This is a genomic window from Halorussus salilacus (assembly GCF_024138125.1).
Lineage (GTDB): Archaea > Halobacteriota > Halobacteria > Halobacteriales > Haladaptataceae > Halorussus > Halorussus salilacus.
In genome coordinates this window covers 55,819-82,337 of record NZ_CP099995.1, presented here as the reverse complement: position 1 = coordinate 82,337, position 26,519 = coordinate 55,819, and the positions used below count along the sequence as shown (strand labels likewise).

The window sequence follows — 26,519 nt, the reverse complement described above, 5'->3', positions numbered from 1 at the left end:
TGAACGACGGACGCGATGTGGTGAGTGTCTTACTACCCCATTGAACCGCGAGGGTAGTAAGGCCAAGCCGTCCAGTGGAAGTGAAACCGATGACGGACGCTGTATCCCCTCCCTACTCGCGCCTCCCCTTCGGTCGCCGCTCGTTGAGGAAGGGGGCTTAGCGCCCTGCATCACACAAGCTAAGGAGATCTATTCCGACGATGATGGGAGAGTTCACAGGGCACTGTCTAGTTAGCGCAGTTTGAGAAATGAGCAGGTCGTGCGGTTGGTTGGAATGAAGGTCGCAGACCTGCTCAGAGAGACGTTAGAGACGGCTACTCTTGAATGTTGGCAGCGGGAGCGGACGGCGACGCCCGTCAGGGCGTTCGCCGTCCGGCTCCACCCTGCCGGATGTTCGCTCAGAGAAACAGCAGCGATTCTTGGGCTCCTCGGCGTCGAACGGACGCATGGAGCGGTTTAGAGTTGGATACATCGGCTAGCTGACAGCATCGGCGACCCGCCGTCGGCGCAGCCGACGCGGGTCGCGGTCGACGAGACCGCTGTCCGGATTCACGGTGAGTGGTCTTGGGTGTATGCTACAATCGACCTCGACACATAGGTGCTGCTCGATGTCGCCGTGTTTGGTCGGCGAGGCACCGATCCAGCAGCTGCGTTCCTCCACGGCCTCACCCAGAAACACGATTGTTCAGAGGCTGTGTTTCTAGTTGATGGCGCAGGCTATCTGACTGCCCTCTCCCGATTAGAGTTGAGCGGTCATCTTGAGTATGTCGACCGAAACCAGATTGAAAAGTCGTTTCACACTCTCAAGATGAGAATTGACCGCTTCCATTCGTCGTGGGTGGGCAGTCGGCGGGGCGTCCGCCAGTGACTTGCGTCGTTTGTTCATTACTATAATGTCCAGCGACCGCACCAAGCCCTCGATGAACGCACACCGATTGAAGAGGGAAACTAGACAGTGCCGCTCACAGATTCCGAAACGGTTGGGTTACATGTGTCCCATCACGACCGATTTCAGTAACGATTAATAGTTTGTTATAAAAGTAATTATTTCTGTATATAAAACAGTGTTTAGTAATGAGACGACGTTATATTGTGATATACGAGAATTCTGGACGTGGGAAATGAGGATATAATACTCTTTTGAGATAATACGTTTCATCGTTATCATTCGTCGGCTCACGATACCTCTCCGGCCGCATCTCCCGACTGGGACTACTCCTCTGGTCAGCCGGAACCTACGGCTCGCTTGCCGCGGGTGGGCACTCGCGGTTGGAACCTAACGAAACGAGGCCCAAACACCCGCTTCCACATTGCCATCGTGGTCTAGGAGCTACCTCCGAACAGCTGGTACTTGGTATTGTATCGAGATTCGAAAGCCAGCCGGACGACCTCCTAACAGGCTTCATATGGCGCCCTGCTGGCCGTTCGTTCCTCGGAACGGAGTTGTTCCCGCAAGGTATCGAGAACGCTCTCCAAACCAGTTATCGAACACGCTGAGGTACGGAACGTTCAGTGGAGCGGACCTAAGGACCCCACCCGTATCGTCCCTGGGTCAGTCACGTACGCGTGGTGCCCACAACCAGTTCTAGTTCGGCGATACGTTGCTTCGTTGCTTAAACTCCCGGATCCGATTCAGCGGCATGAGTGCTCCCTCGTCGACGATCTTCGCGGTCCAGTCTTTACTCCGCAACGTCTGGTACACCACGTCCTCCAGTTTGCCCTCGTCGATCGCGGTATCCGTTCTGACCGTCAGGTTGCCCGGATCATATAGGTCCGCACCGATCTTGCTCGTCATGTTTACCGTACACCGACAGTCGAACGTCCCAGCGATCGTCCTTGAGAGGTGATCGCTGATGATTTGGTACACCTTGCCCACGTGGTAGACAGGATTCTTCCCGTGGGGCGCTTCCATCGAGGAAGGCCGATGGATCGAGATCGTTCCATGGGCCTGGTTTCCGCGCCCAACCACGCCTTCCTCTCCGCTCTCAATGCACGACCCCGTCGCAAGGAGGTAGTACTCGTCCTCCCACTGGCCGGAGTGATTAATCGTCACAGTGGCATCATACTTGCCGTTCATAATCTCTTCGGCATACATAGCGATCCGTTCCTCGAAGTCCTCAATATGCCGTTCGTAAAACTTGAGGTCTGGTGTCTCTTCTGTGATGAAGGGAACTGCGACTGTGAAATCAACCGAACTGCCGTTCCGGTTGGCCATCACCTTGATATCCTGACCGACGTAGTCAAAGCGCGGATGCAAGTCGTCGTCGTAGAAGAAGGCTTCAATGCCGAGGACTGCTTCTTCAACTGGCGTCGGCGGCCAATAGCTAACACAGGTAGACGTGTCGTTGGCGTGCGGTGATTCAGCGTCAGGAACGTCCTGGAGGTCCCGGGGTCTGTACCAGTGTGGATTGTGGGAGTAATCGTTGGTATGTATCTCAATCTTTGGAGAAGTGTCCAAGTTGGGAAGAATGTCGTTGAGATACCTTTTGACGCTGTCTCGCATCAAGGTCTCGATATCGATCTCTTCGTCACCGAATCGAGTGCTCATTCGGCCATTCAGTATCACTTTTGATGGGACGATCTCATCCCCTTCACCGAAGTCCACCTCGGCGAGTCCACCGATCAAGGAGAGCTTGTCGATGTTGTGGTGAAGTACTGCATCGAAGTTCTCCTCGCAGAAGGCTGCATACTCATTAGAGACAGTCTCCGCCAATCCATCTGCGAGCGTGTCCGGATGCCCTATGCCCTTCCGCTCGACGACCTCAAGTTCCCAATCGTCAGGAGTCTTTAAATCACTATAGAGCTTCATTTTTGTAATATCTTACTTGCTATAATAGATGGCATGAGTAAAAAACTTCTCATTCAACGGAGAGACTCAGATGTCCCGGATCTGTCAACACACTCTCTTCCGGCCGAATCCGGACATCGACTCATGTTTTTGAGTTCTGAGCGGAACGTCCATGAACCGGGTCCTCGGCTGTGAACGCATGACCGACCCGGAGAGTAGGCCGAACACATCGGACCACATTCATTGCCTACTGATACGAAAAGTAGGCAAAGTTACCCCCTCATCAGTGAGGACCAAACACCAGCGGGTAGCGGCTTCCACCGGCCGTCAGTCCCGCCTCGAGACGAAGAGGTTCTCCTCTACGAGAGTAGTTCTTCCTCCATCCGGTCTCGAGCCTCTACGATAGCTTCCTCGGGGACGGTTTCGCCCGTCCAGAGTTCGAAAGCCTCCGTACCCTGATATATCATCATCCCCAACCCATCGATTGTCGTCGCATTCCGCTTCTCAGCTTCCTCTAGGAACATCGTTTGCAGTGGATTGAATATCGCATCCCAGAAGATCATATTGTCAAGTCCGCCTCTCTGCTCGTCGACGTGATCTAATACCCTCGGAGGGACCACGGTAGCATCCGTATCCGGATGCATGCCTACGGACGTACAATTGAGGACGAAGTCTGCGTTTACCAGTTCCGCTCGTAGGTTCTCATCGTCCAACTCCAGGGGTTCTGCACCGTTCCCCCCCCACGACTCGAGGTCGTTCACCAACCGTTCTGCACGTTCCAGCGTTCGGTTGACGAGAACTAGGTCCGTGGTCCGTTCGTACACCTCCGAGCTAACCGCGCGGGCTGCACCACCCGCGCCTAAGATGACCACCTTGTCGTTCGAAGTGATCTTTCTGGAGCGTTCCTCGATTGACTTCAACGCCCCGACACCGTCAGTGTTGTAACCGACGAGCCGATGATCCTCGTTCTGGATCGTGTTTACCGCCCCGATCTTATCGACGGTTTCATCCAATTCGTCCACTAGTTCCAAGGTGTCCTGCTTAAAGGGGAGCGTGATGTTACATCCGACGAGACCGAAGGCTCGCAATCCCTCAATCGCCTTTTCGAGATCACCGTCTACATCGCTCTGAACCCGTACCTTGAGATGTTGATAGTCGTCGATACCAATGGCTTCGGCGAAGGTACCGTACAACGTTGGTGACACGCTGTGCTCGACAGGGTCTCCCAGAAGGGCGGTGACGACCTTGTTATCAATCATTGATTGACGAAGGATACGGAATTGTAATAAAATTTTTCTTGGACCGATACGGTCGTGTTCAGTTAAGGATGAGGCGGTTGTGGTTCGGTTGCTCTATGACCAGAACCGACCGCCTCAGTAGTGCTAGCGAGTGGATTGACTTGGAGTTTGTGGAGCGCAAGCGGACACCCGAATGGGCGATTAAAGAGGGTATTCGTCTCCATCTGATGGGAGTTTCACTCTCGAATACAGTTGCGGAGCTTGAAAGACAGGGTGTCGAACGAAGTCGCACAGCCGTTCACAACTGGGTGCAGAAAGCCGGACTACAGCCGACCAGCGATGCGAGCCCGAATCAGATCGCGGTGGACGAAACCGTGATTCGGGTCAATGGTGTTTCAGACTCGGACGACCCAACTCACGCTGCTGTTTCTCAGAGAACTCCGCGACAAACACCAGGTCGAGCACGCCACGTTTCTGGTCGATGGAGCTCACCATCTGCACACTGCGCTCACCCGCCTCAGCCTCCGATTTCAGTATGAACGCCACGGAAATCGGAATAGCGCCGAACGTGTTTTTCGTGAGATAAAACGACGAACCTCTTCGTTTGCGAATGCATTCCGCAACGCCGAGTTACAAACTGCTGAATCGTGGCTCCAAGCCTTCGCTGTCTGGCACAATCAATGCCAAACTTAACACGACCATTTGGTCCGACAGCATCCCTAAAAGTACAACTCCGAAGTGATGAGTCGGTTGAGTGCTTTCAAATCATGTTTGGTACGGGATTGTTAACGAAGCACTACCGGGGCGACTCTACCCATTCTGTTACCTTGCTCGTTACTATCATAGCACCGTTTACTGGGTAGATTCAAGCCCATAACACCCATAGAATAAAAGCGCTAAATTTATATAATATAAATATAAAATTCGTGACTGTATCAGGTACGATGTTTTCTACTCATTCGCAGGCCCAATCAAGTGTCGCAAAGGACCAACGAGTACTCCTCATCGGGTACGGAGCTGCTGGACGGATGCACCATAATTGTTATCCCGACGGAGTCGAGGTGGGAGCGGTGGTTGAGAAAGAGTCAAAAAAAACTCCAGAAGGGATACCTATGTACGAAGAGATCGAAGCCGCATCCGACGCTAATTTCGATGTTATCGATATTGCCGTCCCTACCGATCTCCACCACATAGTTTTTGAGAAAGTTAGCCAGACATTTCCATCGAAGCCCATTATAGTCGAGAAACCTATCTGTATTCCCAATGTCATAGAACAGATCGAGAGACTAGTGGAGGCCCACTCACACAACGTCTACGTGAATGAAAGTTATCGGTCATCGAAAATCGTAGAAAAGATTATCGAACTTTGTGACATATACGATGTTTCGTCTCCGGACATCTCCATATCGTTTTGCAAAAACAGATACATCGACAATCTATCGGGCCGATATGTCGATCGATATTGGGGAGTTTGGGGGTACGAAGGCCCCCACATCATAGCGATACTATCCCAGCTCACAGGTATTGATCCATTACAATGGGAGGTCGAGAACTCTATGGAATCATCGTTTCAGATTTCGGCTATGGACAGACCGACGCAAGGGTTTGCACAGGCGAACCTATCCTCGGGTGAGATTGACGCACATCTCTACACATCCACGAACGGATTGCTCTCGGACGGTTCATTCATCAACCCCACATCGGAGGATCGGCTTCGCGTAGCGGAGATTACCGACGACGAGGTTACAATAACCGGTGAGTTTGAACCGATACCTGGAATGGAACGGCCCAAAGGAAGAGTCACGGTCGAATCGGCAGGCGAGCGTCGAGAATGGGTCATTTATGACGACAGCCTCAGTCGTCATCTGCATCGCATTATCGCAGACAAGGAGACGATGGGAGGGCGCCAAGAAATATCGGTCGAAAAGGGTCTCGATGTCCTCCGGTTATTGCGCAGTATCCGGGAGTAGTTCCAGTAGTTTCCGGACTTCCGATTTCATCTCTACGTCGACGTTCAGTGCTTCTAGTGAAAGAGACTCGATACCGTACTCGGTCATTCGTCGAAGGAGTTCCGCATACGGTATATCACCCTCGCCGAGCGGTACGCATTCCCCGTCAGCGACGTCCTTGACATGGACGTGGGTTACGCCATCGCCGATTCGGTCGAGTTCTGCGAGTACGTCATCCCGACCGGAGAGAACGTAGTTCCCAGGATCGAAGAGAACACCGACGTCTCCTGACACGCGGTCGCTTATTCGTTCGAATTGCTCGTAAGTCGTCACGTTACACATGTGATCTAGTTCGAGGAGCGGCTGTATTCCGTATTCGGATAGGATTGACGAGACCGACTCCAGCAGAGGGGGTAACGTCTCTTCCCAGTCGCAATCTTCGTTCCACCCCGAAAAGATTCGTACGTAGTCGGCGCCGAGAAGGTTTGCCTTCTCGCCGATGTCGTCGGCGAGTTCCCTCTGTTCGGAGACGCCAAACTTGGCGTCGTAGTTGACGTACTCGGATGGGTTGTCGTCACCACCAACGAGCGACGTTTTCAGAATCGGACTCGCAACGCACGGGACGTCGATACCTATCTCGTCGAACCGATTCGCTACTACTTCGACAGTCTCTAGAGAGAGGTTTGCGACGTTGTCTCCATCGACCATTCGCACTTCCACGTGGTCGATGTCCGTTTGACGCCAAAAATCGAGGACTTCGTCGGTGTCACCGACCTCTCCCGAGATTACACCAATATTCATATTCAGTTTATTTCGAGTAATCCATTATGTTTATCACATTCGATATCGTTGTTGGGGCGTTTCTATCTCAATTAATAATCTTACGTGCATCTGGATATGCAACAGCACGAGAGACTTCTCGATTCGAACGTCGGTGTCGTCGGTTTCTACGGAAACGTGAAGGAAATCCACACTACGCGGCGGTACTCCACCACCGGTAAGACAGTCCTAGCTGGTCCTGGTAACTCCGGCTCTCCAAGAAGGGCTCGACACGTACCCACGAGGTATGGTTTAGCCGAGGACGCGCGAGGGCTTGAGCCCGGGCTCGCTACCTGCTCGCAACATGCCAACTCCCATGTACGGCCAGAGGTTCCCGATGACGAACCGGTGTACGACGTAGTCGGTATCGTAGACGACCTCGCTAGAGAGATCGAAGGTTTGGATCGTCGTCTCGCCCGCGCTCAGCCAGGTTGTGGCCGACTCAGGTGGGACGTATCCTTTGGCAGTCGTCTCTTTGGGATCAAGTGGGGTAACCGACAGGAATATCATCGTCAACATCTCGGAGTCGGTAGGATTCGGGAACTCGACCTTGGTGGTCGCACCCTCGTCCAACCCGTTCGGTTCGCCTCTGACGATGGGATACAGGACGGCCAGTTCGCCATCGACGATCGGCACGTCGAATCGTTTCCCGCATCTCGTGCAGTTTCCGATCGCCCTGGAGAAGTTCTCCATGACGGTGGTGACCTCCTTGACGAACAGTCGCCGATCACCTCCCAGCACCGCTGGTCGGAAACGTTAACGTCGCACTCGATCATCCTGGAGGCATACCCCATCGTAAGGGGGTCGAAGCCGCGTGAACCGGGTGGAGTGATTCGTGAATTCGCTCCATGTCCTCAACGATGTCGCCCGCCTCAACGGAGGTAGTGACTCTTTCGAGTTAGAGTTTGTGGAGCGGGAGGCGATACCCGAGCCTGCGATGAAACTCGGTATCCGACTCCATCTGGCAGGACCCTCACATTCGGAGATTGTCTCTATTCTTGAGAGGTTGGGTGTCAATCGCTATCGAACAACCGGTCATACGGGGTGCAGAAGGCAGAACTCCAGCCGCTTAATGGCGCAGACCCGGATCACGTCGCGGTTGACGAGATCGTGATCCAGCTGAACGACGACCGGTTCTGGCTGTACGCTGCGGCCGGTCCCAACACGAACCGCCTGCTGCACATGAAGCTCGCTCCGACGAGAAATCAAGTGATTACCGAGATGTTCCTTACCGAACTCTGTGAGAAACATCTCGTCGATGACGCGCTCTTTCTCGTCGATTCTGCGCCGTGCTTGCAGGCGGCACTTGCTCGACACGGTTTCCGATTACAGTATGAACACCATGGGAATCGGAATAGCGTCGAACGTGTCTTCCGAGAAGTAAAACGACGAACTAACCAGTTCTCGAACTGTTTCAGTCACGCCGAAGCAGATACCGTCGAAAGTGGCTTCAAGCGTTCGCCTTCGTATGGAATCAGCGTATCTGAATACTACCATGAGCACGGGATTAACCTCGACAAGGCGCTCCCGTACCTCTACGTCTTTGGCGAGTCAAATGGAGGAAAAGGGACATTCTGTCGATTTGCCCTGTCTCTGATCAGTGGAAACCGTGTCGAAGCACCCGTCGACGCAGACGAAATTGGGAAGCGAAAAGTCCGGAATCTGCGTTCAGCACACACGTCGTTCCCCGTCGTCGTCGACGACATCACCAAGCAGAAGGTGAACTCGCTGGATACGCTTCGAAACTATTGGAGTGGATGGACCGGCGAAACGGCCTATCCGATGTTCGCCTTCATCTCGAACGATAAGCGCCCTGGAGAGTGGTTCCGTAACCGTGCTAAGATCCTCCGATTCGACGTGAATTTCATGACCTCACATCAGGGGGAAGCTGAAGTAAACCGTCTAATCGACACGGAGAACCCGATTTTCCAGTGGTTTGGGTACGAGTATCTCAACCGCGATCTCGAGCTGGGAACTGACTCTGACGCACTTCGGGAAGTGAGGGCGGCCATGCAGGGCCTCTATGAGCATGCCGACCGTCCACTGCCAGACTACTTCCCAACCGAACCGGCTGAGCAAGCTTATGACACTGGCAGAGAGCGCTGGCGAAACCTCATCGACCGAGAGGACGTCGAAATTGCTAAAGACAGCGATACTCTACAGGTGACCTTCCCAGAGTCGATGAACTTCGAACTCCACGAGTACAAGCGCGACCCTCCGATGACGGTTCGAATTGAAAAGCGGGGGCTCGATTTGATCATTAAGACGCCGGACGAGTTCTTCGACTGGCTTGGGGAGACGACTACCGGCGATCCGCGAGAAGGATTCCTCTCACGCGCTCGTAGCCTTCTGAAGCGGTAACCAGGAAGCTTGTGTAGATCGGCGGACGCGATGTGACCTTCTCGTGGAACTCAACATTGCTGAATGCACTCCATAGATTGTCGTTTGGCCCTCGAGCTGGCGGATTTCGTACACTGGGGAGTCAAATTCGATTGATCTACACCATAGCATCCCCCAACGTAGAGATGTAATTTCTAATTTAGCGTGTTTCGAATGTTGCTAGTGGCAAGGTATAAGTCATCGCAGAATAGATGTAGTGGTATGGGAGCTGAAAACCAAGGGGAGGAGAACCGGACGTACCCGATCCACATCGGGAATACGACGATTCGGTTCGACGACCCCGTTCAGACCGCAGAGACGATTATGATCGACGCAGGAACAGACGAGGATAAGACCGACCAGAAGTGGCTCTACGCTCTGGAAGGAAAGAACAAGCCCAAAGACACTCAGTTCGAGGACTCCGACACCGTCAACCTCAGTGACGAGAATCGGAAGTTCTTCCGAATTGTCCCGAAGGGGAGCGGTCGGTCGTGAGTGAAGGCGAAACGTCGACGGGCGAGATGGATGGGCCTTCCCCACCAGCCAGGCTTGCAGAAGAGAATCTGAAACCTTCGTTTCAGAAGGCGCTTTCGGCCCTCCGAGAAAGACACACACCAGCAATCCCGGTTGGAAGACACGACGGGGAAATCGCAGTCTGGCTTGGTGAGTTCGACTTCACTGTGTATCAACACCCCTACACACCAGAGCAAGCGGAGGTGTACATTTTCCTCCCTGAGAATTTCGTCAACAGCGATCCTCACTGGGTTGTGACTGTCCCGCCAGTCGAACGTGCCGATCGAGAGGGATGGGAAGACAACAATCCGGCCCGTCGTGACCAAGACAAGTATCTTCAGAACGACTTGGGAGTCGATCAGGGAATCACCTTCAGCCTGCGGTGGTCACACCTGAATTTTAAGCCAGAAAAACCGGAGCACGCTGTGCGTGCAATCGAAGTGATCGACGCAGGCTTCGAAACGGGATAGCATGACAGGAGCGTACCGTGCCCGTGCAGTCGGTGAGAAGTCGCCACCCAGTCAGGCGGCAGAATTCCAGTTTGCGCTCAGTGAAGAGACATGGGAGACACTTGATGGATTCCTGAAGCCGCCAGAAGGTCACCATCTGCATGGTTTACCCGAGCGAGGAGCGATCGGAATCATCACCCCGAGCACGGGAGACAAAAGGACGACGTACCTGTTACAGAAGGTCGTCGAACCGGGGCCGGGAGACGTCTACTTCGACGGCCAGCTAAAGTTCCACCCAGACTATACGCTGCGAGCAATCAACGAGGCTGCAGAAGTGCCAGGAGCGGGTCTGATCTTCATCCACACCCATCCGGGAAGCGGTGCGACTCCGTCTGGTCCCGACAAAATAGCTGACAAAGAAGAACTGTACGACATCGGTCTGAATCTCGGCTCGGAGGTCCCGCTCGCAGCGGGTATCGTGACAGATCGTCCTAACGCCGAGACTGGCCAACGCGAATGGTCGGTTCGGGCGTATGAGTTCGTCTACCCGAACTCATCAAAGGCTGAAGGGGAAAGCCGTACCGGAGAGGAAACAGGTGAGTTCACGCACGCAACAGCGGTCCGAGTTGTAGGTGAACGAATCAAAAAGCTCCCAACGATCAGGGATGCTGCTGGGCCGGCTGGTACGGGCGGAGCGATCGACTCGGAAGCTCAGGATTCAACGGTAGAGCTCTGGGGGGAACGCGGTCAACAGACGCTTGCTGGCTTCCGCGTTGGAGTCGTAGGTCTCGGAGGCGTCGGTTCGCTCCTCGCCGAACAGTTAGCGCGTCTCGGCGTTGAAGAAACGGTCTTCGTCGACTTCGACTACCTCGAACGTGCGAACCTCAATCGGTCTTACGGCGCTACAGCTGATGATGTCGGTAAGCCGAAAGTCGAGGTGGCAAAGAAAGTCGCGGAGCGGTCGGCGACGAACCCGCGATTCACCGCACAGGCAGAGTACGGAAGCGTAGTCGAGGAAGACGAGGAGCACGCTTGCCTTCCACAACTACTCAACTGCGATGTCATCATCAACGCCGCTGACACGCACTGGGTTCGATTCCTCCTTGACGAGGTTTCGCATGCTCACCTCATTCCCGTTCTTGACGGAGGGACCGAGCTCATCCCGAATGACGAAAAGGATGAACTCGACATCGGGTCTAGATCGCTCATCTCCGCTACGGGGCCAGGACATCCCTGTCTTGAGTGTACTGGCCACTGGTTCCACGGAGATGAGGAAGAGGGCGTGATTCACGACAGAGAGCCAGATGCCGCCCGTGGAGCGGGATACGTCCAAGGTCTGGATGACGGTGAAGAGCTGGCAGATGATGGCGAAGGTGATGAGCGGGCGGCCTCCGTGGCCACGAACAACGGGCTCGTGGCATCACTCTTGGCCCTTCGTTTCCAAGCGCTTGCAGTCGGCATCACCTCACAAGCTCTCGTTGGCAGTCAGGAGTACGATGCTCTCTTTGGTACGGTTGGCTGGCAAGAAGATAGCAATAATGAAAAACGGATCTCGTGCAAGGAGGACTGCGCCCGGAAAGAAGCACTCGCACGGGGTGACCACTACGAGTTGCCGACTGAGCCCGATCCGACATTCCGGAAGGTCCTTGAAGAACACAGAGAGGGCGATCAGCAACGAGAGACCGCCGAACCGGATGATGAAGAGCAAACAGAGAGGGGCGTCTTTCAGCGCATTACTGCGTATGTCGCTCGTCTCGTGAACCGAAGCTCGAAGGAATCGTCTCAGTAGAGCGAAAAATAGACAATCACAACATACGATCACGTGAATCGAGAATCGTCCGTGGAGAAGACAATCGAGTGGCTTAGAAACCGGCCCTACTACGAGGGGCAAATCACCCATCAGGAGCGAACGCCAGGGGCCTCGGCCGAAACCTCACCAATCGATCTTGATCACCGGTTAGCGAGCGCACTCTCTCGTCACGATATCAACGAACTCTTCCAACACCAAGCGGACGCAATCGAAGTCGTCCGAGACGGAGACAATGTCGTACTCGCTACTCCGACAGCTAGCGGTAAGAGTCTCGCCTATACGGTGCCAGCACTCGAGCGCGCTCTTGATCACCACGGTAAGACGCTCTATATCGCACCGATGAACGCTCTGATTAACGATCAAAGAGATACTATTTCCAAGATTGCCGCAAGTCTTGAGGGGAGTCAGAGCGTCGACGTTGCGACATATACAGGACTACTGACGGACTCCGAGAAACGTGAAGTCTGGGCCCGCCAACCAGATGTTCTCTTGACCACCCCCGATATGATTCATAAAAGCTTGCTCCCATATTCTAAATCACCAAAACACTGGAAGTGGCTCTTCCAACAGCTCGAGACGGTCGTCGTCGACGAAGTACACGAGTTCCGAGGGATATTCGGAAGCCACGTCTCACTAATTTTCCGTCGTCTCTCCCGTTTGGCAGAGTACTACGATTCTACTCCCCAGTACATCTGCTGCTCTGCAACTATCGGGAATCCAATCGAACACGCAGCAGCAGTCACTGGACAGCAACCCAGCCAGTTCTCATTAATCAACGACGATGCCAGTGCGACAGGCCCTCGCCAGTGGGTATTCTGGAATCCACCGCTAAGAGAAGACGAGGAACTGGAGGCAGAATCGGCGACAGCCGATGGACCACCTTCAAATGCGGAAGGCAGTTCCGAAGCGAGCCCACCACCATCAAGCCCGGTTGAAGTACCCCACCACAACGAGATTATAGGCGGAGAGCGCCGTTCCCATCACCCAGAAACGGTGCGGTTGTTCTGCGATCTTGTTCAACGAGGGTATCAGACGCTCGTCTTCACACGGGCCAGACAGGGAACCGAGCAGTACGCAAACTGGTGCGATAGCAAGCTTCGAAAGCGTGGTGAACACGAGCTAGCGGACCAGGTTACTGCATACCACTCAGCACTCCAGGACGAACGTCGGACCACCATCGAGGCGGGGCTTCGCGATGGATCCATTCGAGGTGTCTGGAGTACGAATGCACTCGAACTCGGCATCGACGTCGGTAGTCTCGACGTCGTCCTTCTCGACGGGCATCCAGGAACAAGCATGAGCACATTCCAGCGCGCTGGGCGGGCAGGACGTGGAGAAAATCCGAGTCTTGTTGTCCTCGTAGCAAGCCCGAATCCGTTAGACCAGTACTGTATGGCGAATCCGGATCTCCTGTTCGACGGCGACCCTGAACAAGCAGCAGTCAACCCCGCAAACACCCAAATACTAGATGACCACGTCTGCTGTGCGGCTCAAGAGCTGTTCCTGCGCACCAGTGATGACACCTACTTTGGCGCTGAATATCCGGCGACTGTTGCGTCTCTTGATGACGCGGACCAACTAGAGCGATTTAGCTCTCGAACCGGTCCTCGGTGGAAGTACATGGGAGAGGACAGCCCGCAACACACGATGGACATCCGCTCTATCGATGATCGGCAAATCGAACTTTATGATCGACTGCGTGATAGGACACTTACCTCGCTGCCGTTTGGCGATGCGCTTCGTGATGCACACCCCGGTGCAATCTATCATCATCAAAAGGAGTCGTATCGTGTGACGGAGGCAGAATTCGATGCTGACCGTGTGCTCCTGAAGTCAGTGAACACGATGGGGTATACCCGTCCACTCACTGAGAAACGAATTACTATCGAAGAGGAGCTCAAGACGGGCGGTCTCGCCTCACAGGAGACTGTCTCTGTTGGATTTGCGGATCTCACCGTCGCCGAAGAAGTGACGGGATACATGCTCTATGACCACCCATCAGATGAGGACGGCGTCGAGCGGGCTTTCGACGAGCCGCTTCCTGAACGGACAATTCGCACCCGTGGGCTCTATTTCACAATTCCGCCGCAGATCGAGCAGGACATCAAAGCTGCGAGTGAGGAAGAGGACGGATTTCTCGCGAGTATTCACGCTTTGGAGCACGCACTGATCTCTTTGTTCCCACTCGAGATTCTCTGTGCTCGTCGCGACGTCGGTGGACTCTCGACCGAGTATCATCCACACACTGGATGGAGCACGATTTTCGTCCACGATGGTCATCCAGGTGGAGTAGGACTTACTCGAGAAGCGTTCGGGAAGCTGGAGACAATGCTTGAGCGCACGTTGGAAATGCTCTCTAGCTGTCCCTGTGAAGGCGGGTGTCCATCGTGCGTTCACTCGCCGCAATGTGGGAATGCGAATCGGACGCTAAACAAGCGGCTCGCAATCCGTCTTCTGAAGCAACTGTTAGAGGTTCCTGTTCAGCCATAGGGAAGACTATACTCAGTTATTTCAGTACTCTATAGATCCACTGGCTGGTGAGAGCATAGTGATTGATAGCTACCACGGACCCCCGCAGACCCACTTTTGAATTCGTCTAAGTCCCAAGATAGGGACATCGCAGAGTTGCTAGTCAGAAAGTATAAGCCAGAGGGTTACGATAGTGAGTGTATGACCAACACGCGAAACGAGGGACAACCTGCTGATAGCCAACCGGGCCAGGGGACAACCACCCACTGAGACATGGCGGGCGACCTTGGAGTACGTCTGCTTGCTCTCCGGTGTGACGCGCTAGTCGACGCTACGACGACCGCCATCGAAGATCTCGTCGATTACTTCGATGCGGATCTCATCTACATTGTCGAAGAAAAGTTGGATATGCGAACCGTAAGCACTGTCGAGCGTACCGCCTCGTGCCCGGTAATTTACACTCGGGGGAGCGCGGTTCACACTGAGACTGTTGACGGGATTACTGTGTCCATCGTCAGGTCGCTCGACTTCATTGGTGGAGCCTCTAGCGCCAGCGGGCAAGAGATTCCAGACGACGTCGACTACGTCATTTGTGATGAGATACAGACGAGCGCCGACTCGGTCTCTTTAGATGTCTCGCTCGATGGCCTCGAACACCTCGCTCGCTTCCAACACCGAACCGACCGAGAAGCGACGTTCCTCACCGGAGCCATGGAGGCTAGTTACGATTTCGTGTGGAAGGCCGACGTCGACGACGAGAGCGTTCGCCTTCCCGTCCGCGGGCTTGCTCCAACCCGTCGGCAAGGGGCACCCGAACTCGCCTGCCTTTCGCTTGATTCGGGTGGCCGCATCGCTTTGTCCACGACACCGGCGGATAAATTCGGCCTCCGAGCGCTCTCGGGTGTGGGCAAGGGAACCGCCCCGAAGCTCTCTCGGAATGGGTATGAGACGCGTGACGACGTCGCAGCCGCGACGGAACGCGATCTTCGTGAGGTTCGAGGTATCGGTGAGTCGAAAGCGCAGAGCATCCGCCAGAGCGCCCACGCGTTGTCCGAAGGATGCGTGATCCGTCTCACAGACGAAGCCGTCCCCGCAGCAGACTACAGTCCGCTGTTCATTGATATCGAGACTGACGGCCTCAACCCGAGTATCATCTGGCTCATCGGGGTCTACGACCCTGAAACAGACGAGTACGTGGACTTCATCGATACGGAACCGTCACGAGACAGCCCAGGGAAAGCCACCCGAGAGTTTGTTGCGTGGCTAGCCAGCGAGTACGATCGCACGTCCCTCATCGCGTGGAACGGCCACAACTTCGACTTCAAACACCTCAGCCGATTCATCCGAGGACACGCACCGGAGTACGCAGACTACTGGTCGGACTCCGTGTTCGAGTACGACCTGTTCGACTGGGCCGTGCGAAAAGACAACGCCATCCTCCCCGGTCGGACGAACCGGGTTGAAGACGTCGCTGAGGCTCTCGGGCATGGGCGCGACTCGGCTGCTGCCGCCGTGGATGGGAAATCACTGGCGAAGACCATCCAGCGGCTTCTCGTGTCTCCAGAGCGCGCTCGAAACGTAGACTGGGACACTGCACGGGCATACTGTGAGGCAGACGTCCGTGAGCTGGCTGCAGTCTACGAATCGATTGCTGAGGCGACACCTGGCCACAAGCGTGCCAGCGTTCCTGCTGATGAAAACACCACGCAGACCGGACTCATGGACTTCTAACAATGCACGACGACCACGATACCGACCACAGCCAGACAGACCTCACGACCAACCCGGAGGACAACACCAACAACGGTGACATCGATATCCAGACGGACATCCTCCAACTCACCGGCGAGGAGCTCGAGAGTACCTACCCGAATAACCGCTACTTCGGGCAGGTTCACGAGAACTTCGAGATTCCCGCTCGTGAGGAACAGACCGTTCCAGCTGAGGACGTGCTTCCGCCCAAGATCGCTCGAAACCTCGAATTCGACCCGTGGAGCCACCAAGCAGAGGCTCTCCAGGTACTCGACCGCGGTGACAACGTGTGTGTAGCGACCAGTACATCCTCGGGGAAGACGCTGGTCTACGGTCTTCACATCGCTCGTCAATACCTTGAGGATCCAGAGACGCGGTCACTTATCGTCTATCCGACGAAGGCGCTCAGTCGCGACCAGGAGCAAGAACTCAACGAGTTCCTTCGTAACACGCTTGGACTGGATATCAGTGTCGGCGTCTACGACGGTGACACGAAGAGCGAGGAAAAGTCTCGCATCCGCGATGAGTGCAACGTCGTAATCACGAACTTCGTCGGGCTGAATCAGTATCTGGAGAGTCACCACCTGTGGGCAGACTTCCACTCGAACTGCTCGCTAGTGGTTATCGATGAAGCCCACATGTGGACTGGCCTCGGCGGGATGCACGTCGCCTGGATCCTCCGACGCGCCCAACGGATCATCGATTACTACGGCGGCGATCCGCAGTACGTTCTCACGACGGCGACGATCGGCAATCCCACAGAACACGCTCTCGCACTCACTGGTGAGCCCGCGGCAGTCGTCGACGAAGACGGATCACCGCGAGGCATCCGTCACCTCGTGTTCTGGGACCCCCCCATGAGTGGTGACGACGGTCTCACTGACGACATTGACTCTCCGGCGCTGTCGAAGCGTCCTGCGACGGTCGAAGCCCCAGAAGTGTGGGCGCATATGTGCCAGAAGAACGTTCAGTCGCTCCTGTTCTGTGACTCGCGGAAGCTCACCGAACTGTCTGTCAACCGTGCGAAGCGGTTCATCACCGACCCGGAGAACCGATATCAGGGAAGACCGGACCTCGCATCCTACCATGCCGGACACGGCAAACAGTCCCGTCGGGGGACGGAGTACCAACTCAAGGAAGGACACCTCGACGGCGTCTCGACGACGAGTGCCCTGGAAGTCGGTATCAATATCGGCGGCGTCGATGGGACCGTCCTCATGGGCTATCCGGGGTCGCGCCAGTCGTTCTGGCAACGAATCGGTCGATCGGGCAGAGGAACACGAGATGCGCTCTCAGTGTTCGTTCCGAGCCACTCCACGCTCGACCAGTACATTCTCCAGCACCCGGAGTACGTCCTCGAAGAAGACCACGAGAGCGCCGTCGTCGACCTCGACAACAATCCCGTGTACCTCCAGCAACTCAACTGCGCCGCGCAGGAACTCCCCCTCACACGGGATGATGCAGAGGATTTCGGAGGCGAGGAACGACTGGAACGTGCCGTGGAGTACGGCCGACGTAAGGGCGACCTCGAAGGATCGCTCGATAGCGGCGTGATGTACGCCCATCGCGACCGCCCACAGGATGCGATCAGCCTGTACTCCTCCGGCGGAAACACCTTCGACGTCCGACTAGCTGGCGATGGATCGATTGACCACCAACCGATCGGCCGTGACCGGGCCTACAGAGACTACCACGAAGGTGCAACTGTTCTCCACCAGGGCGAGCAGTATCAGGTCGTCGAACTCCGAGAGGACATCCCACAGCCGTACATCTCGCTCGAGAAAGCGAATGTGAGCTATTACACACAGTCCCAAGGCCAGGTCAACATTTACGACACGGTCGTCGAGGACTCACGCGAGGTCGGACCGTTCACGCTCAACTGGGGGTATGGAACGGTATCTGTCCACTATAGCACGTACCTCAAGCGAGAAATCGGAAGCGGGGACGTACTTGAGCTGGGCAATGAAACTGGTGTGCCCCCGTTAGAAATGCGAACCCAGCTGTGTTGGGCCGAGACTCCCAACGACATCGAACGGGCGATGCTCAACAAGCACTCGGAGTACCACAATCCTGAATGCATCAACCTCCCACCGCGGCTTCACGGGTACCTTGGTGGGATTCACGCCGTCGAACACGCGATGATCGCCGTCTCGCCACTTGAACTGAAAGTCGATGGCGGTGACATCGGTGGCCTCGCAACGAATCGGCTTCCTGGAAATCCCGAGAAAAGTGGTTGGTTCATCTACGACGGTATCGAGGGCGGTCTCGGGTTCTCACGTTCGATTTACGAGCACTTCGAAGACGTCGCCCGGCGTGCCCACGACCTCATCGTTGATTGTTCGTGTGGCCGTGACGAAGGGTGTCCCGCCTGTACGATGGACGACCGCTGCGGAAACGACAACCGCCCGCTGTACTCTCCTGCAGCTGCGGACGTCCTCGAGCATCTGCTCGGTGATCAGGAGGAGGATGACCTCAACGAACACCTCCCAGAGACAGATAGCGAAGTGACCCCTGTTGAAGAACAGCGACCGCCTGCCTCGATCTCATAATCCCGAGTAAGCGGGGTCGATACTGTAGCCTCAGTTCTTGCAGGCCCGGTATGCTAATGTTTGCCAGCACGTTGTGTGAGGTCGCAGATGACCTATCCACGAACCCACGTCGAACACCGAAATCCGGATCACCACGAGGCAATCCACCCCACCCGTAATATCGGCAATTCCCACGTCGTTGCTGGAGAGTTTCTAACGTCGCGGTACCACGATGCCCTCCAAACAGTCCTTCATCCGCTCGGTGAGTCACTCAACACTCACGACCGTCACGCCCTCAACGATCTTGGCATCGTTCACGCCGACGGATCACTCAATGACCTCTCTCCGATCGTCCGAACCTACGTCAGCCTTGACGACTATTGGACTCGCACGCACCGAACGGCACTCAATGAATTATTTGCTGATCGACGTGCCCATGTGCTAGGCTGCTGCACACGTAATTTCCGCTCACAGTTCACGCGTCGTACACTGGAAATAGAGTCTGGGCGTGCCGATGCTGCGTTGGATACCACGCTCACTCCACTTCTTCAGAGCGGTTTCCTTTCCCAACCAGGTGGTGAGGAATCTTCCTACATCGTCGATGAGCACCACGCGTTATATCGACCTACTGAGCGGCTCTTTGACTCGCTTCTTGACCAAGCACCCGTTCTCTGTGAGCTCCTTCCTCCAAGTGAGCTCTAATCCTTTGAGCCCGTGCCCTGGTCAAGAATATTGGATATTAAGTTGCCGTCTGGACCGCAGGAAATCTGCTTCTCTACTGGAGTCAGAGATTCAGAGCAAACCCACCGCGAATTTCCCGGAGAGAGCCTGTATTTCTCTGCGATTTTTCTGATTAGAGGTTCTAGTTTCTCTAACTAGAGAAAACTATATACATCTACATCCACGATGTTGTGTTGAGTATTAGTCTTGAGAGAAAATGGCTACTACTCAAAACAGAGTGGAGGATTCAACGATGGCATACTATCCCGACCGGAATGACGACATCGCAGAGAAGCGCAAGCTAGCCAAGAACTTCCTCGATAATCCAACGCGTGACGCATTTGCGGAACTGGTGGCCCACGACGGCTTCTGGGCAACCGAGCCCCGGCGCAGTATCGACTACTATGTCGACGACATCGTATTCGACAAGCAGTCACCCGAGGAAGTCGCCAGCACTGTTGAACGAGCTCTCGAGGATTCGGACGCACTGGAAGATGTACTGGAACTCGATGGGTTCGGCTGGGCCACAGCGACCGAATTACTTCATGTCCTCGCCCCAGACACGTACGCGATTCTCAACAAGCGTGCAGTCGCGGGAATGGAGGCCCTCGGCTATGACGTACCCAACAGGCAGACGGCTTCTATTGAGGAATACTGGGACTTCGTCGATGATGTGCTGGAGGCGTACGAGGAGTATGATCTTCGGGCAGTAATCAACGAGTCCGAGTCGGCACCCGATGTTCCCGATGATGCGACCGATCTCGAGGCAGCCGATGCCGCGTTCAACGCCGACTACGACGAGGAAGCCTACGATATCGACCTGGAAGACCTACGGGAGGTGCAGACAAGCGGCAAGCAGCTCGATGTGCCTGAAGAACTGTGGGAGAGAATCAGAGAGAAAGTTGTGAGCGATCCGACTTACCGGGACGTCGAGGACTTTCTCTACTCTGCGGTGCGAAACGAGCTCAATCGAGACCGCTGACCGATCCCTCGATCATCGAGGAGCAAAATCCTAATCGAGCTTCGCTAGCTGTGATCTCCGACTGCAACTCAGTTATCACTAGTCATCGTTTAGCTCTAGCGCTAGCAAATCGCCAACTCGGCGTAATATCATAAGCCGACTCGCCCTGTAGGAAGGGATGAATGGGACTTCGAGATTTCCTTACCAACCACCTCGACGACGAACGCGCACAGGTCGCCACCGACGTATGGCCGAACCCTTACCGGGGTGACAACGGCTGGGAGTACCGCCAGCTCGTCCTCAAGCAGTTTCTCGAGCGCTCTGGCACGCCTCGTAAGCGGAAAGACGGCCGCCGCTACAGGAGCAACAACGAGAGTCGTCTTGATCGAGCGTGGGTTAGTGTGGCTGAGGGTATCGACCGAGACCCAGCCACCGTCCGCGAGGTCGTACTGCGCATGTACGACGGTGACTCCGGTAGCCATGCCGACGTGACCCATCGGTTCCTTGCCGACCTCGTTACCATCGAGGATCGCCTGAAGGAGTAGTACGTCGGAATATAGGAGCCAGATCGAGTGAGCAATTGGTCAAGATACTTTGGGGCGGCAGACGACGATCTGAACGATGATTAGACGACTCCTCCACGACCTCGGGTATGCTATCGCGCATGTTCTCTTCCTTGGCTCGAACACATCGGAATCGGTTGTTAAGCGACTTCGTGTCGCGTACCGCCTCGTCGGCGTCCGGATCGTCGAGACGCCACAGGTCGATTCGGTCGAACGGACAATCTTCCTGTGCCCATACCGGAATCTAGGTGCCACCTGGTTCGGGGGGAAGTGGATCTGTCACGACATCCTGGATCGTGTCGACGACGGCTACGTGACGTACCTCCGACGGCACAAAGGAATCGACTACCAGCGCCCCCGCGGGTGTACCGACCTCGCATACTGTGACGAATCCGAGTACTGTTACTCGGAGGTTTCCGAACTCGAGTAGTGACCGATGGACCAGTCCCCTCTCCGCGAGCGAATCACCGACCAGTTCTCTTACCGCGGCGAGCGAGCCGACATCTGGCGAGCCTTCGACCTTCTTTTGGACACCGACGCATTCCTCAATCTCGGCTACTCGGAGTGGTACCAGCCACACGTCTGTGGATCGAGTCAGCGCCACCTCGTTACGGAAGTCGGATCAAGAATCGCGACGCACCTGCCCGCCACGGGCGGAGTGCGTCTCCTCGATGTCGGCTGTGGACGAGGCGGCCCGGCGATTCACCTCGCCGACCGGTTCGGCTTCCGTGTTACCGGCCTGGACCTCGTCCCGTACAACATCGAGCGGGCAATTGAGAACGCACGCAGGAAGCGTGTCGAGACTGAGTTCGTTGTCGGTGACGCGACGCAACTCCCGTTCAGGACGGACTCATTTACCGCGTGTACAGCCATCGATGCGCTCGTCTATCTCCCTAACCGGAACAGCGTCTTCGCCACAGTCGCAGACATCCTTGAACCTGAAGGGGTCTTCGTCCTCTCCGATCTCCTGATGCAGTCCGACGTGAGCGCGACGGAACGAGCATTCGTCGACTCGTTTGCAGGCGCGTGGGATATGCCGTCATTAGGTACTGTCGAACAGTACAAAGCCGCTCTCGACGATACGAGATTTACTCTCAATGCGGTCGAAGACATCACAGGACACAGCGTCGGGCAATTCCGCAAGTGGACGACGTTGTACCTCCAGCTGCTCAGGAGTCCGATCCGGTCTATCGTTAAACGACAGTTACGAGCGTATGACCTCGATCCGTCGGTGATTACCGAGCAGGTGAGAAATGCACACTACGCGTTACCGTTCCTACAGCACGTCATATTCATTGCGAAGAGGTGAACCTGGCTTCCTTATTCACACAAACCGCGATAGAATCGAGCCATTACGTCGGCGTCTGAGCGTCCCACGGACGACTGGAGCGACCTGCGGGACACCCTCCACCCGCGTGTAATCGACGAGCTCGAATCGATCGTCGTCTCGAAACATCTCGTCCGTTTCGCGATTCAGGTGACAGCCGCCGGCGACAGTATGCCACGCTGGGGCGAGTGCGTCGTGGGCGACACCCACGGCACCCTCTCCGCGGACGTGTTCGAGGAACCGGAACTCGCCTCCTGGCTTCAGTACGCGAGCCACTTCGGAGAGCGCGGTGTCGAAATTGGGGATGGTGCAGAACACGAGTGACGCAACGACAACGTCAAACGAATCGTCTGCAAACGGGAGTGCTTCAGCACCGGCGCTTTCGATCTCTATGTCGAGCCCAAGCTTACGTGCTCGTTTGACCGCTTGCCGGCGCATGTGTGGGTCTGGCTCGATCGCGAATAGAGTGAGATTGCCACCATCAGCAGTGGCTTCACTGAAGTACGGAAACATCGCACCCGTCCCCGCTCCGAGATCCAGAACCGCCCCGGAGATCTTATCCACAAGATAGCGGCGGTGGTCAGCGAGCACAGTTCGCTCTGCCGGCTTCATCACCGGGTCGTACAGTCGGGCAAATATCGGGTGTGATGGGCCAGTCATTGGTGTTCTTTCTTCAAAATCCGGGTGTTCTTACCAGGTGGAGCAGTCCACCTGCTTCTTCCGATTAGTTGTGGGGAATTACTGGTCACAGATTGCCTCCCTTCGATCGGTCGGTCTGGTCCTGCTGTGACGGTTCGAGGTGTCTTCGGCCGAGGAACCGCGGAACCGATCTGCGATACTCCTCGTAGGCGTCTCCGTACTGCTCGCGGAGCCACGGTTCTTCTGCAAGCGGGGCGAGCAGAAACCAGACGATGCCGACGAGAGCGATGACAGTTGCCATCCACGATCCGGCGAGGACAGCGCCACCTCCGAGCATGGCGACGTATCCGACGTACTGCGGATTACGTGAATACCGGTACGGTCCCTCGGTGTTCAGGCGCCCTTCGAGACCGCTACTTTCCCAAACCCCGAGTCGCCACACAGCCCAAGTGGCCAACACAGCTCCAGCGAGCATTAACAGGAGGCTGATCCCCTGGACGAGCGTCGGCGGTCGGTACCAATTCCACCAGTCGAGATAGACCACGCCGAGGAGACCCCCGAAGTAGAGTAACCAGGCCGCCCAACCGATCAGTAACGTCCAGTCGCGCTCGCCGTGCGGCCAGAAGCGCCACGTCGGGCTACGAATACTGATGAGGAGTCCAACGACGAGGGTAGCACCGGCTACCAGCCCCACGCCGAAGAACAATGTCTTTACACCGGTCGTCGCGGTCATAGTCGGTCACGTGCGTTCTGTTACAGCCATTGCTGGTTACTGCTCCGGGGACTCGGAGCGAATGACACTGGCAACGTTGTCGAGTTGCGCCGAAACGTGAGCACTCTCGCCAGCCAAGTGGATCACCACGTCATCCAGAGCGAGGATTCCGACGAGTGCACCGTCATCAACAACGGGAATTCGTCTGGCGTGGGCCTGGTCCATGTGGTGGAGTACGCGCGGCAGTTCATCGTCGGCGTTCACGACGAGCGGGTCGGCGGTCATCACGTCTGCGGCGGTGATCTCTGTGAGGTCTCTCTCCGTCTCGAAGAGGTTGACGTCTCCCTCTCCGGCGAGCAACTTGACGGTGAGATCCCGGTCAGTGACAATACCGACCGGTTCATCGCTCTCGACGATGACGACGCTCCCGACGGAGCGATCGAACATGGTTTCCGCGAGTTCTCTAACAGTCGTGGCCTGACTTGCAGTGACCACATCCTCTCTAGCCAACTTCTCTATCCGCATCGGGAGGTCGGAGCGTTTCGATCCCATGGCACAACGTTCGACCGCTAGAACGAAAAATGGTAGCACACCGCGTACGTGGCGCTGTATCCGATGAAGGAGATTCTGCGATCGCTAGTCTGCCGGCCGCGCCTGACCCGGCGGAGATACACCCGGGAGACCTGGAACCGAGAGGTCGGTCCGGCGGAGTAACTGCGCGTTGATCGCGACGATGACGGTGCTTAGCGACATCAGGAGTGCACCGACGGCCGGCGAGAGGAGGATGCCGATGGGCGCGAGGACGCCCGCGGCCAGCGGGATGGCGAAGACGTTGTAGCCAGCGGCCCAGACAATGTTCTCCTGCATCTTCCGGTAACTCGCCTTGCTCAGTTTCACGAGGCGGACGACGTCCATCGGGTTATTTTGGACGAGAATGACGTCCGCGGACTGGACGGCGACGTCGGTCCCGCTGCCGATGGCGATGCCGACGTCGGCCCGCGTCAGCGCCGGCGCGTCGTTGACGCCGTCGCCAACCATCGCGACGAGTTTTCCCTGGTCCTGGAGTTCCTGAACCTTCTCGTCCTTATCCTCGGGCAGCACCTCAGCGAACACCGTGTCGATGCCCAGCTCATCGGCCACCGCGTCGGCCACGTCTTGGGAATCGCCAGTCAGCATCGCCACTTCGATGCCGAGTTCGTGGAGCGCGTCGACGACCCGGTAACTCTCCTCGCGGATCACGTCCGCCATAGCGAACGCGGCGATCAGTTCACCCTCACGAACCAGGTACACGACCGTCTGTGCGTTCTCACCGGCCTCTTTGGCAAAGGTCTGGAGCGTACCCGGAACGTCACTGTCGAGGTGATTCAGGAGGTTCGGGCCGCCGACGTATATCTCGTCATCGTCTACCATCGCCCGGACGCCCCGCCCTTTCATCGCCTCGAAGTCATCAGCATCGGGCGCGTCGATCCCCCGCTCGTCGGCTGCCTGACGGATAGCCCGCGCAATCATGTGTTCCGAGTCGCTTTCGACGGCTGCTGCTAGGGCTAGAGCGTCGTCCTCGTCGACGCCGTCGATGGTCTCCATCCCGACCACGCCGTGTTCGCCTTCGGTGAGTGTCCCGGTCTTGTCGAAGATGATTGCGTCGAGGTTCCGGGCTTCTTCCATGGCAATCCGGTCTCGGACGAGCATACCGTTCCGGGCTGCAAGCGACGTGTTGATCGCGACGACGAGCGGGATAGCGAGCCCGAGTGCGTGTGGGCACGCGATGACCAGAACGGTCACGACACGCTCGATCACCGTCGCATCGAACGAGATCGCGACCGTCCACGCAATCGCGGTCACGACTGCCGCCGCAACGGCGACGTAGAACAGCCAGCCCGCGGCGCGATCGGCGAGGACCTGCGTCTTCGACTTACTCTCCTGGGCCTCTTCAACCAGGCGCATGATGCCTGCCAGCGTCGTCTCGTCGCCCGTGGCGCCGATCCGAACGCGGAGACTCCCATCGCCGTTGACCGTGCCGCCGATGACCTCGTCGCCAGGTTCTTTCGAGACGGGTCTAGACTCGCCGGTGATCATCGACTCGTTCACGTCGGAGTCACCGTCCTCGACGACGCCGTCGGACGGGACACTTGCGCCGGGCCGCACGAGGACAAGGTCGCCCTCCGACAGCTCGCTCACCGGCACCTCCTCGATATCCCCACTTTCAGTGATCCGCTCTGCCGTGTCGGGCATGAGCTTCGCCAGCTCGTCGAGGGCGCTCGACGCTCGGCGTACGGAGCGCATCTCGATCCAGTGACCCAACAGCATGATGTCGATCAGCGTCACCAACTCCCAGAAGAATGCCGACTGCGTGGGGAAGACGACGCTCGCGAGGCTGTAGATGAACGCAACGGTGATCGCCATCGAGATGAGTGTCATCATCCCGGGCGAGCGATCCTCTAGTTCCGGAGCGGCCATCCGGAGGAACGGGACGCCACCATAGGCGAAGACGATTACCGCGAAGACGGGGTTGATCCACTCGCTGCCCGGGAACGCCGGCACCGTAAATCCGAGCCACCCCTGAAGGGTTTCGCTGTACAGAAGGACCGGGATTGAGAGAAGCGTCGAGACGAAGAAACGCCGACGGAACATCTGCTCGTGCCCCTCGTGCATTCCGCCGTGGCCGTCGTGACCGTCTCCGTGACCGTCCGCTCCGTTCCCCATCTCGTGCTCGGTTCGTTCGTGGATCTCCTCTTCGACTTTTTCGGCGTCTTCACCTTCCTCCTCGAGTATTCCCTGTTCGACCCGGTCGACCTCCCGGTCGTCGGCTATCTCATTCGGTTCGTCACTCACGCCGGGGTCGGAGTGATCGTGATGGGTGTGGTCGCCGTTGTCTGAGTGTTCGTGGTCGTCCATAGCTCATC

General features: G+C 56.3%; 19 protein-coding genes and 4 pseudogenes. 15 read left to right on the top strand and 8 right to left on the bottom strand.

The genetic code is table 11. The features are described from left to right. Window positions 1-274: 274 nt before the first annotated feature. Window positions 275-952, top strand: a pseudogene (locus NGM10_RS17560) (IS6 family transposase). A 633-nt stretch (window positions 953-1,585) separates the two neighbouring features. On the opposite strand, the gene NGM10_RS17555 reads toward NGM10_RS17560, so the two are convergent. Together NGM10_RS17555 and aroE are read right to left on the bottom strand one after the other, a co-directional pair. Then, entirely contained in the window at window positions 1,586-2,809 is a 1,224-nt protein-coding gene (locus NGM10_RS17555; RefSeq protein ID WP_253484748.1) for a methionine adenosyltransferase, read from the bottom strand. Window positions 2,810-3,147: 338 nt separating this feature from the next. Next, entirely contained in the window at window positions 3,148-4,047 is a 900-nt protein-coding gene (gene aroE / locus NGM10_RS17550) for a shikimate dehydrogenase (RefSeq protein WP_253485019.1), read from the bottom strand. A gap of 95 nt (window positions 4,048-4,142) precedes the next feature. On the opposite strand from aroE, the pseudogene NGM10_RS17545 reads away from it, so the two are divergent. After that, window positions 4,143-4,719: pseudogene (locus NGM10_RS17545) on the top strand (IS6 family transposase). A 251-nt stretch (window positions 4,720-4,970) separates the two neighbouring features. Continuing rightward, a complete protein-coding gene (locus NGM10_RS17540; protein ID WP_256504383.1) occupies window positions 4,971-5,996 on the top strand; it encodes a Gfo/Idh/MocA family oxidoreductase in 1,026 nt (341 codons plus the stop codon). Here NGM10_RS17540 and NGM10_RS17535 read toward each other — a convergent pair. Together NGM10_RS17535 and NGM10_RS17530 are read right to left on the bottom strand one after the other, a co-directional pair. Beyond that, window positions 5,973-6,776 (bottom strand): sugar phosphate isomerase/epimerase family protein, encoded by an 804-nt coding sequence (locus NGM10_RS17535; protein WP_253485016.1) that lies wholly within the window; start codon window positions 6,774-6,776, stop codon window positions 5,973-5,975. The genes NGM10_RS17540 and NGM10_RS17535 overlap by 24 nt on opposite strands. A gap of 270 nt (window positions 6,777-7,046) precedes the next feature. Next, on the bottom strand, window positions 7,047-7,535 hold the full coding sequence (locus NGM10_RS17530; RefSeq protein WP_253485013.1) for a hypothetical protein: 489 nt from the start codon (window positions 7,533-7,535) through the stop codon (window positions 7,047-7,049). Window positions 7,536-7,629: 94 nt separating this feature from the next. Here NGM10_RS17530 and NGM10_RS17525 point away from each other — a divergent pair. The 12 genes and pseudogenes from NGM10_RS17525 (at window position 7,630) to NGM10_RS17470 (ending at window position 22,247) form a co-directional block, all read left to right on the top strand. Beyond that, window positions 7,630-8,281 (top strand): annotated as a pseudogene (locus tag NGM10_RS17525) (IS6 family transposase). Window positions 8,282-8,576: 295 nt separating this feature from the next. Next, a complete protein-coding gene (locus NGM10_RS17520; protein WP_253485010.1) occupies window positions 8,577-9,155 on the top strand; it encodes a hypothetical protein in 579 nt (192 codons plus the stop codon). 240 nt (window positions 9,156-9,395) lie between these two features. After that, window positions 9,396-9,668: a hypothetical protein gene (locus NGM10_RS17515; protein ID WP_253485007.1), complete on the top strand. Its 273-nt coding sequence runs from the start codon at window positions 9,396-9,398 to the stop codon at window positions 9,666-9,668. Continuing rightward, the gene (locus NGM10_RS17510; RefSeq protein ID WP_117595638.1) at window positions 9,665-10,156 is read left to right on the top strand and encodes a hypothetical protein; all 492 of its coding nucleotides are present in this window, start codon (window positions 9,665-9,667) and stop codon (window positions 10,154-10,156) included. The genes NGM10_RS17515 and NGM10_RS17510 overlap by 4 nt, the downstream gene beginning before the upstream one ends. Window position 10,157: 1 nt before the next feature. Further along, window positions 10,158-11,924: a HesA/MoeB/ThiF family protein gene (locus NGM10_RS17505; protein WP_253485005.1), complete on the top strand. Its 1,767-nt coding sequence runs from the start codon at window positions 10,158-10,160 to the stop codon at window positions 11,922-11,924. Window positions 11,925-11,975: 51 nt separating this feature from the next. After that, on the top strand, window positions 11,976-14,435 hold the full coding sequence (locus NGM10_RS17500; RefSeq protein WP_253485002.1) for a DEAD/DEAH box helicase: 2,460 nt from the start codon (window positions 11,976-11,978) through the stop codon (window positions 14,433-14,435). 252 nt (window positions 14,436-14,687) lie between these two features. Further along, window positions 14,688-16,145 (top strand): ribonuclease H-like domain-containing protein, encoded by a 1,458-nt coding sequence (locus tag NGM10_RS17495; RefSeq protein WP_253484999.1) that lies wholly within the window; start codon window positions 14,688-14,690, stop codon window positions 16,143-16,145. A gap of 2 nt (window positions 16,146-16,147) precedes the next feature. Beyond that, the gene (locus tag NGM10_RS17490) at window positions 16,148-18,715 is read left to right on the top strand and encodes a DEAD/DEAH box helicase (protein WP_253484996.1); all 2,568 of its coding nucleotides are present in this window, start codon (window positions 16,148-16,150) and stop codon (window positions 18,713-18,715) included. Between the two features lie 952 nt (window positions 18,716-19,667). Continuing rightward, window positions 19,668-20,396, top strand: a complete 729-nt coding sequence (locus NGM10_RS17485; protein ID WP_253484993.1) for a hypothetical protein — start codon at window positions 19,668-19,670, stop codon at window positions 20,394-20,396. 161 nt (window positions 20,397-20,557) lie between these two features. Continuing rightward, window positions 20,558-20,920, top strand: a complete 363-nt coding sequence (locus tag NGM10_RS17480; RefSeq protein WP_253484990.1) for a hypothetical protein — start codon at window positions 20,558-20,560, stop codon at window positions 20,918-20,920. 85 nt (window positions 20,921-21,005) lie between these two features. After that, window positions 21,006-21,368 (top strand): annotated as a pseudogene (locus NGM10_RS17475) (hypothetical protein); the annotation flags it as partial. Window positions 21,369-21,374: 6 nt separating this feature from the next. Then, window positions 21,375-22,247, top strand: a complete 873-nt coding sequence (locus NGM10_RS17470; protein ID WP_253484984.1) for a class I SAM-dependent methyltransferase — start codon at window positions 21,375-21,377, stop codon at window positions 22,245-22,247. Window positions 22,248-22,262: 15 nt separating this feature from the next. On the opposite strand, the gene NGM10_RS17465 is transcribed toward NGM10_RS17470, so the two are convergent. From NGM10_RS17465 to NGM10_RS17450, 4 genes are all read right to left on the bottom strand, one after another. After that, on the bottom strand, window positions 22,263-22,877 hold the full coding sequence (locus NGM10_RS17465) for a class I SAM-dependent methyltransferase (RefSeq protein WP_253484982.1): 615 nt from the start codon (window positions 22,875-22,877) through the stop codon (window positions 22,263-22,265). 133 nt (window positions 22,878-23,010) lie between these two features. Next, entirely contained in the window at window positions 23,011-23,637 is a 627-nt protein-coding gene (locus NGM10_RS17460; protein ID WP_253484980.1) for a methyltransferase family protein, read from the bottom strand. A 36-nt stretch (window positions 23,638-23,673) separates the two neighbouring features. Next, window positions 23,674-24,168: a CBS domain-containing protein gene (locus NGM10_RS17455; RefSeq protein WP_253484978.1), complete on the bottom strand. Its 495-nt coding sequence runs from the start codon at window positions 24,166-24,168 to the stop codon at window positions 23,674-23,676. A gap of 84 nt (window positions 24,169-24,252) precedes the next feature. Then, window positions 24,253-26,511: a copper-translocating P-type ATPase gene (locus NGM10_RS17450; RefSeq protein WP_438267180.1), complete on the bottom strand. Its 2,259-nt coding sequence runs from the start codon at window positions 26,509-26,511 to the stop codon at window positions 24,253-24,255. Window positions 26,512-26,519 lie beyond the last annotated feature (8 nt).

Bases quoted from the DNA above. Each gene is read 5' to 3' on its own strand.
- NGM10_RS17455 (WP_253484978.1), bottom strand. From the start codon at position 24,168: ATGGGATCGAAACGCTCCGACCTCCCGATGCGGATAGAGAAGTTGGCT.
- NGM10_RS17520 (WP_253485010.1), top strand. From the start codon at position 8,577: ATGTTCGCCTTCATCTCGAACGATAAGCGCCCTGGAGAGTGGTTCCGT.
- NGM10_RS17485 (WP_253484993.1), top strand. From the start codon at position 19,668: ATGGCATACTATCCCGACCGGAATGACGACATCGCAGAGAAGCGCAAG.
- NGM10_RS17555 (WP_253484748.1), bottom strand. From the start codon at position 2,809: ATGAAGCTCTATAGTGATTTAAAGACTCCTGACGATTGGGAACTTGAG.
- aroE (WP_253485019.1), bottom strand. From the start codon at position 4,047: ATGATTGATAACAAGGTCGTCACCGCCCTTCTGGGAGACCCTGTCGAG.
- NGM10_RS17535 (WP_253485016.1), bottom strand. From the start codon at position 6,776: ATGAATATTGGTGTAATCTCGGGAGAGGTCGGTGACACCGACGAAGTC.
- NGM10_RS17480 (WP_253484990.1), top strand. From the start codon at position 20,558: ATGGGACTTCGAGATTTCCTTACCAACCACCTCGACGACGAACGCGCA.
- NGM10_RS17470 (WP_253484984.1), top strand. From the start codon at position 21,375: ATGGACCAGTCCCCTCTCCGCGAGCGAATCACCGACCAGTTCTCTTAC.
- NGM10_RS17450 (WP_438267180.1), bottom strand. From the start codon at position 26,511: ATGGACGACCACGAACACTCAGACAACGGCGACCACACCCATCACGAT.
- NGM10_RS17490 (WP_253484996.1), top strand. From the start codon at position 16,148: ATGCACGACGACCACGATACCGACCACAGCCAGACAGACCTCACGACC.
- NGM10_RS17505 (WP_253485005.1), top strand. From the start codon at position 10,158: ATGACAGGAGCGTACCGTGCCCGTGCAGTCGGTGAGAAGTCGCCACCC.
- NGM10_RS17465 (WP_253484982.1), bottom strand. From the start codon at position 22,877: ATGAAGCCGGCAGAGCGAACTGTGCTCGCTGACCACCGCCGCTATCTT.
- NGM10_RS17460 (WP_253484980.1), bottom strand. From the start codon at position 23,637: ATGACCGCGACGACCGGTGTAAAGACATTGTTCTTCGGCGTGGGGCTG.
- NGM10_RS17540 (WP_256504383.1), top strand. From the start codon at position 4,971: ATGTTTTCTACTCATTCGCAGGCCCAATCAAGTGTCGCAAAGGACCAA.
- NGM10_RS17495 (WP_253484999.1), top strand. From the start codon at position 14,688: ATGGCGGGCGACCTTGGAGTACGTCTGCTTGCTCTCCGGTGTGACGCG.
- NGM10_RS17515 (WP_253485007.1), top strand. From the start codon at position 9,396: ATGGGAGCTGAAAACCAAGGGGAGGAGAACCGGACGTACCCGATCCAC.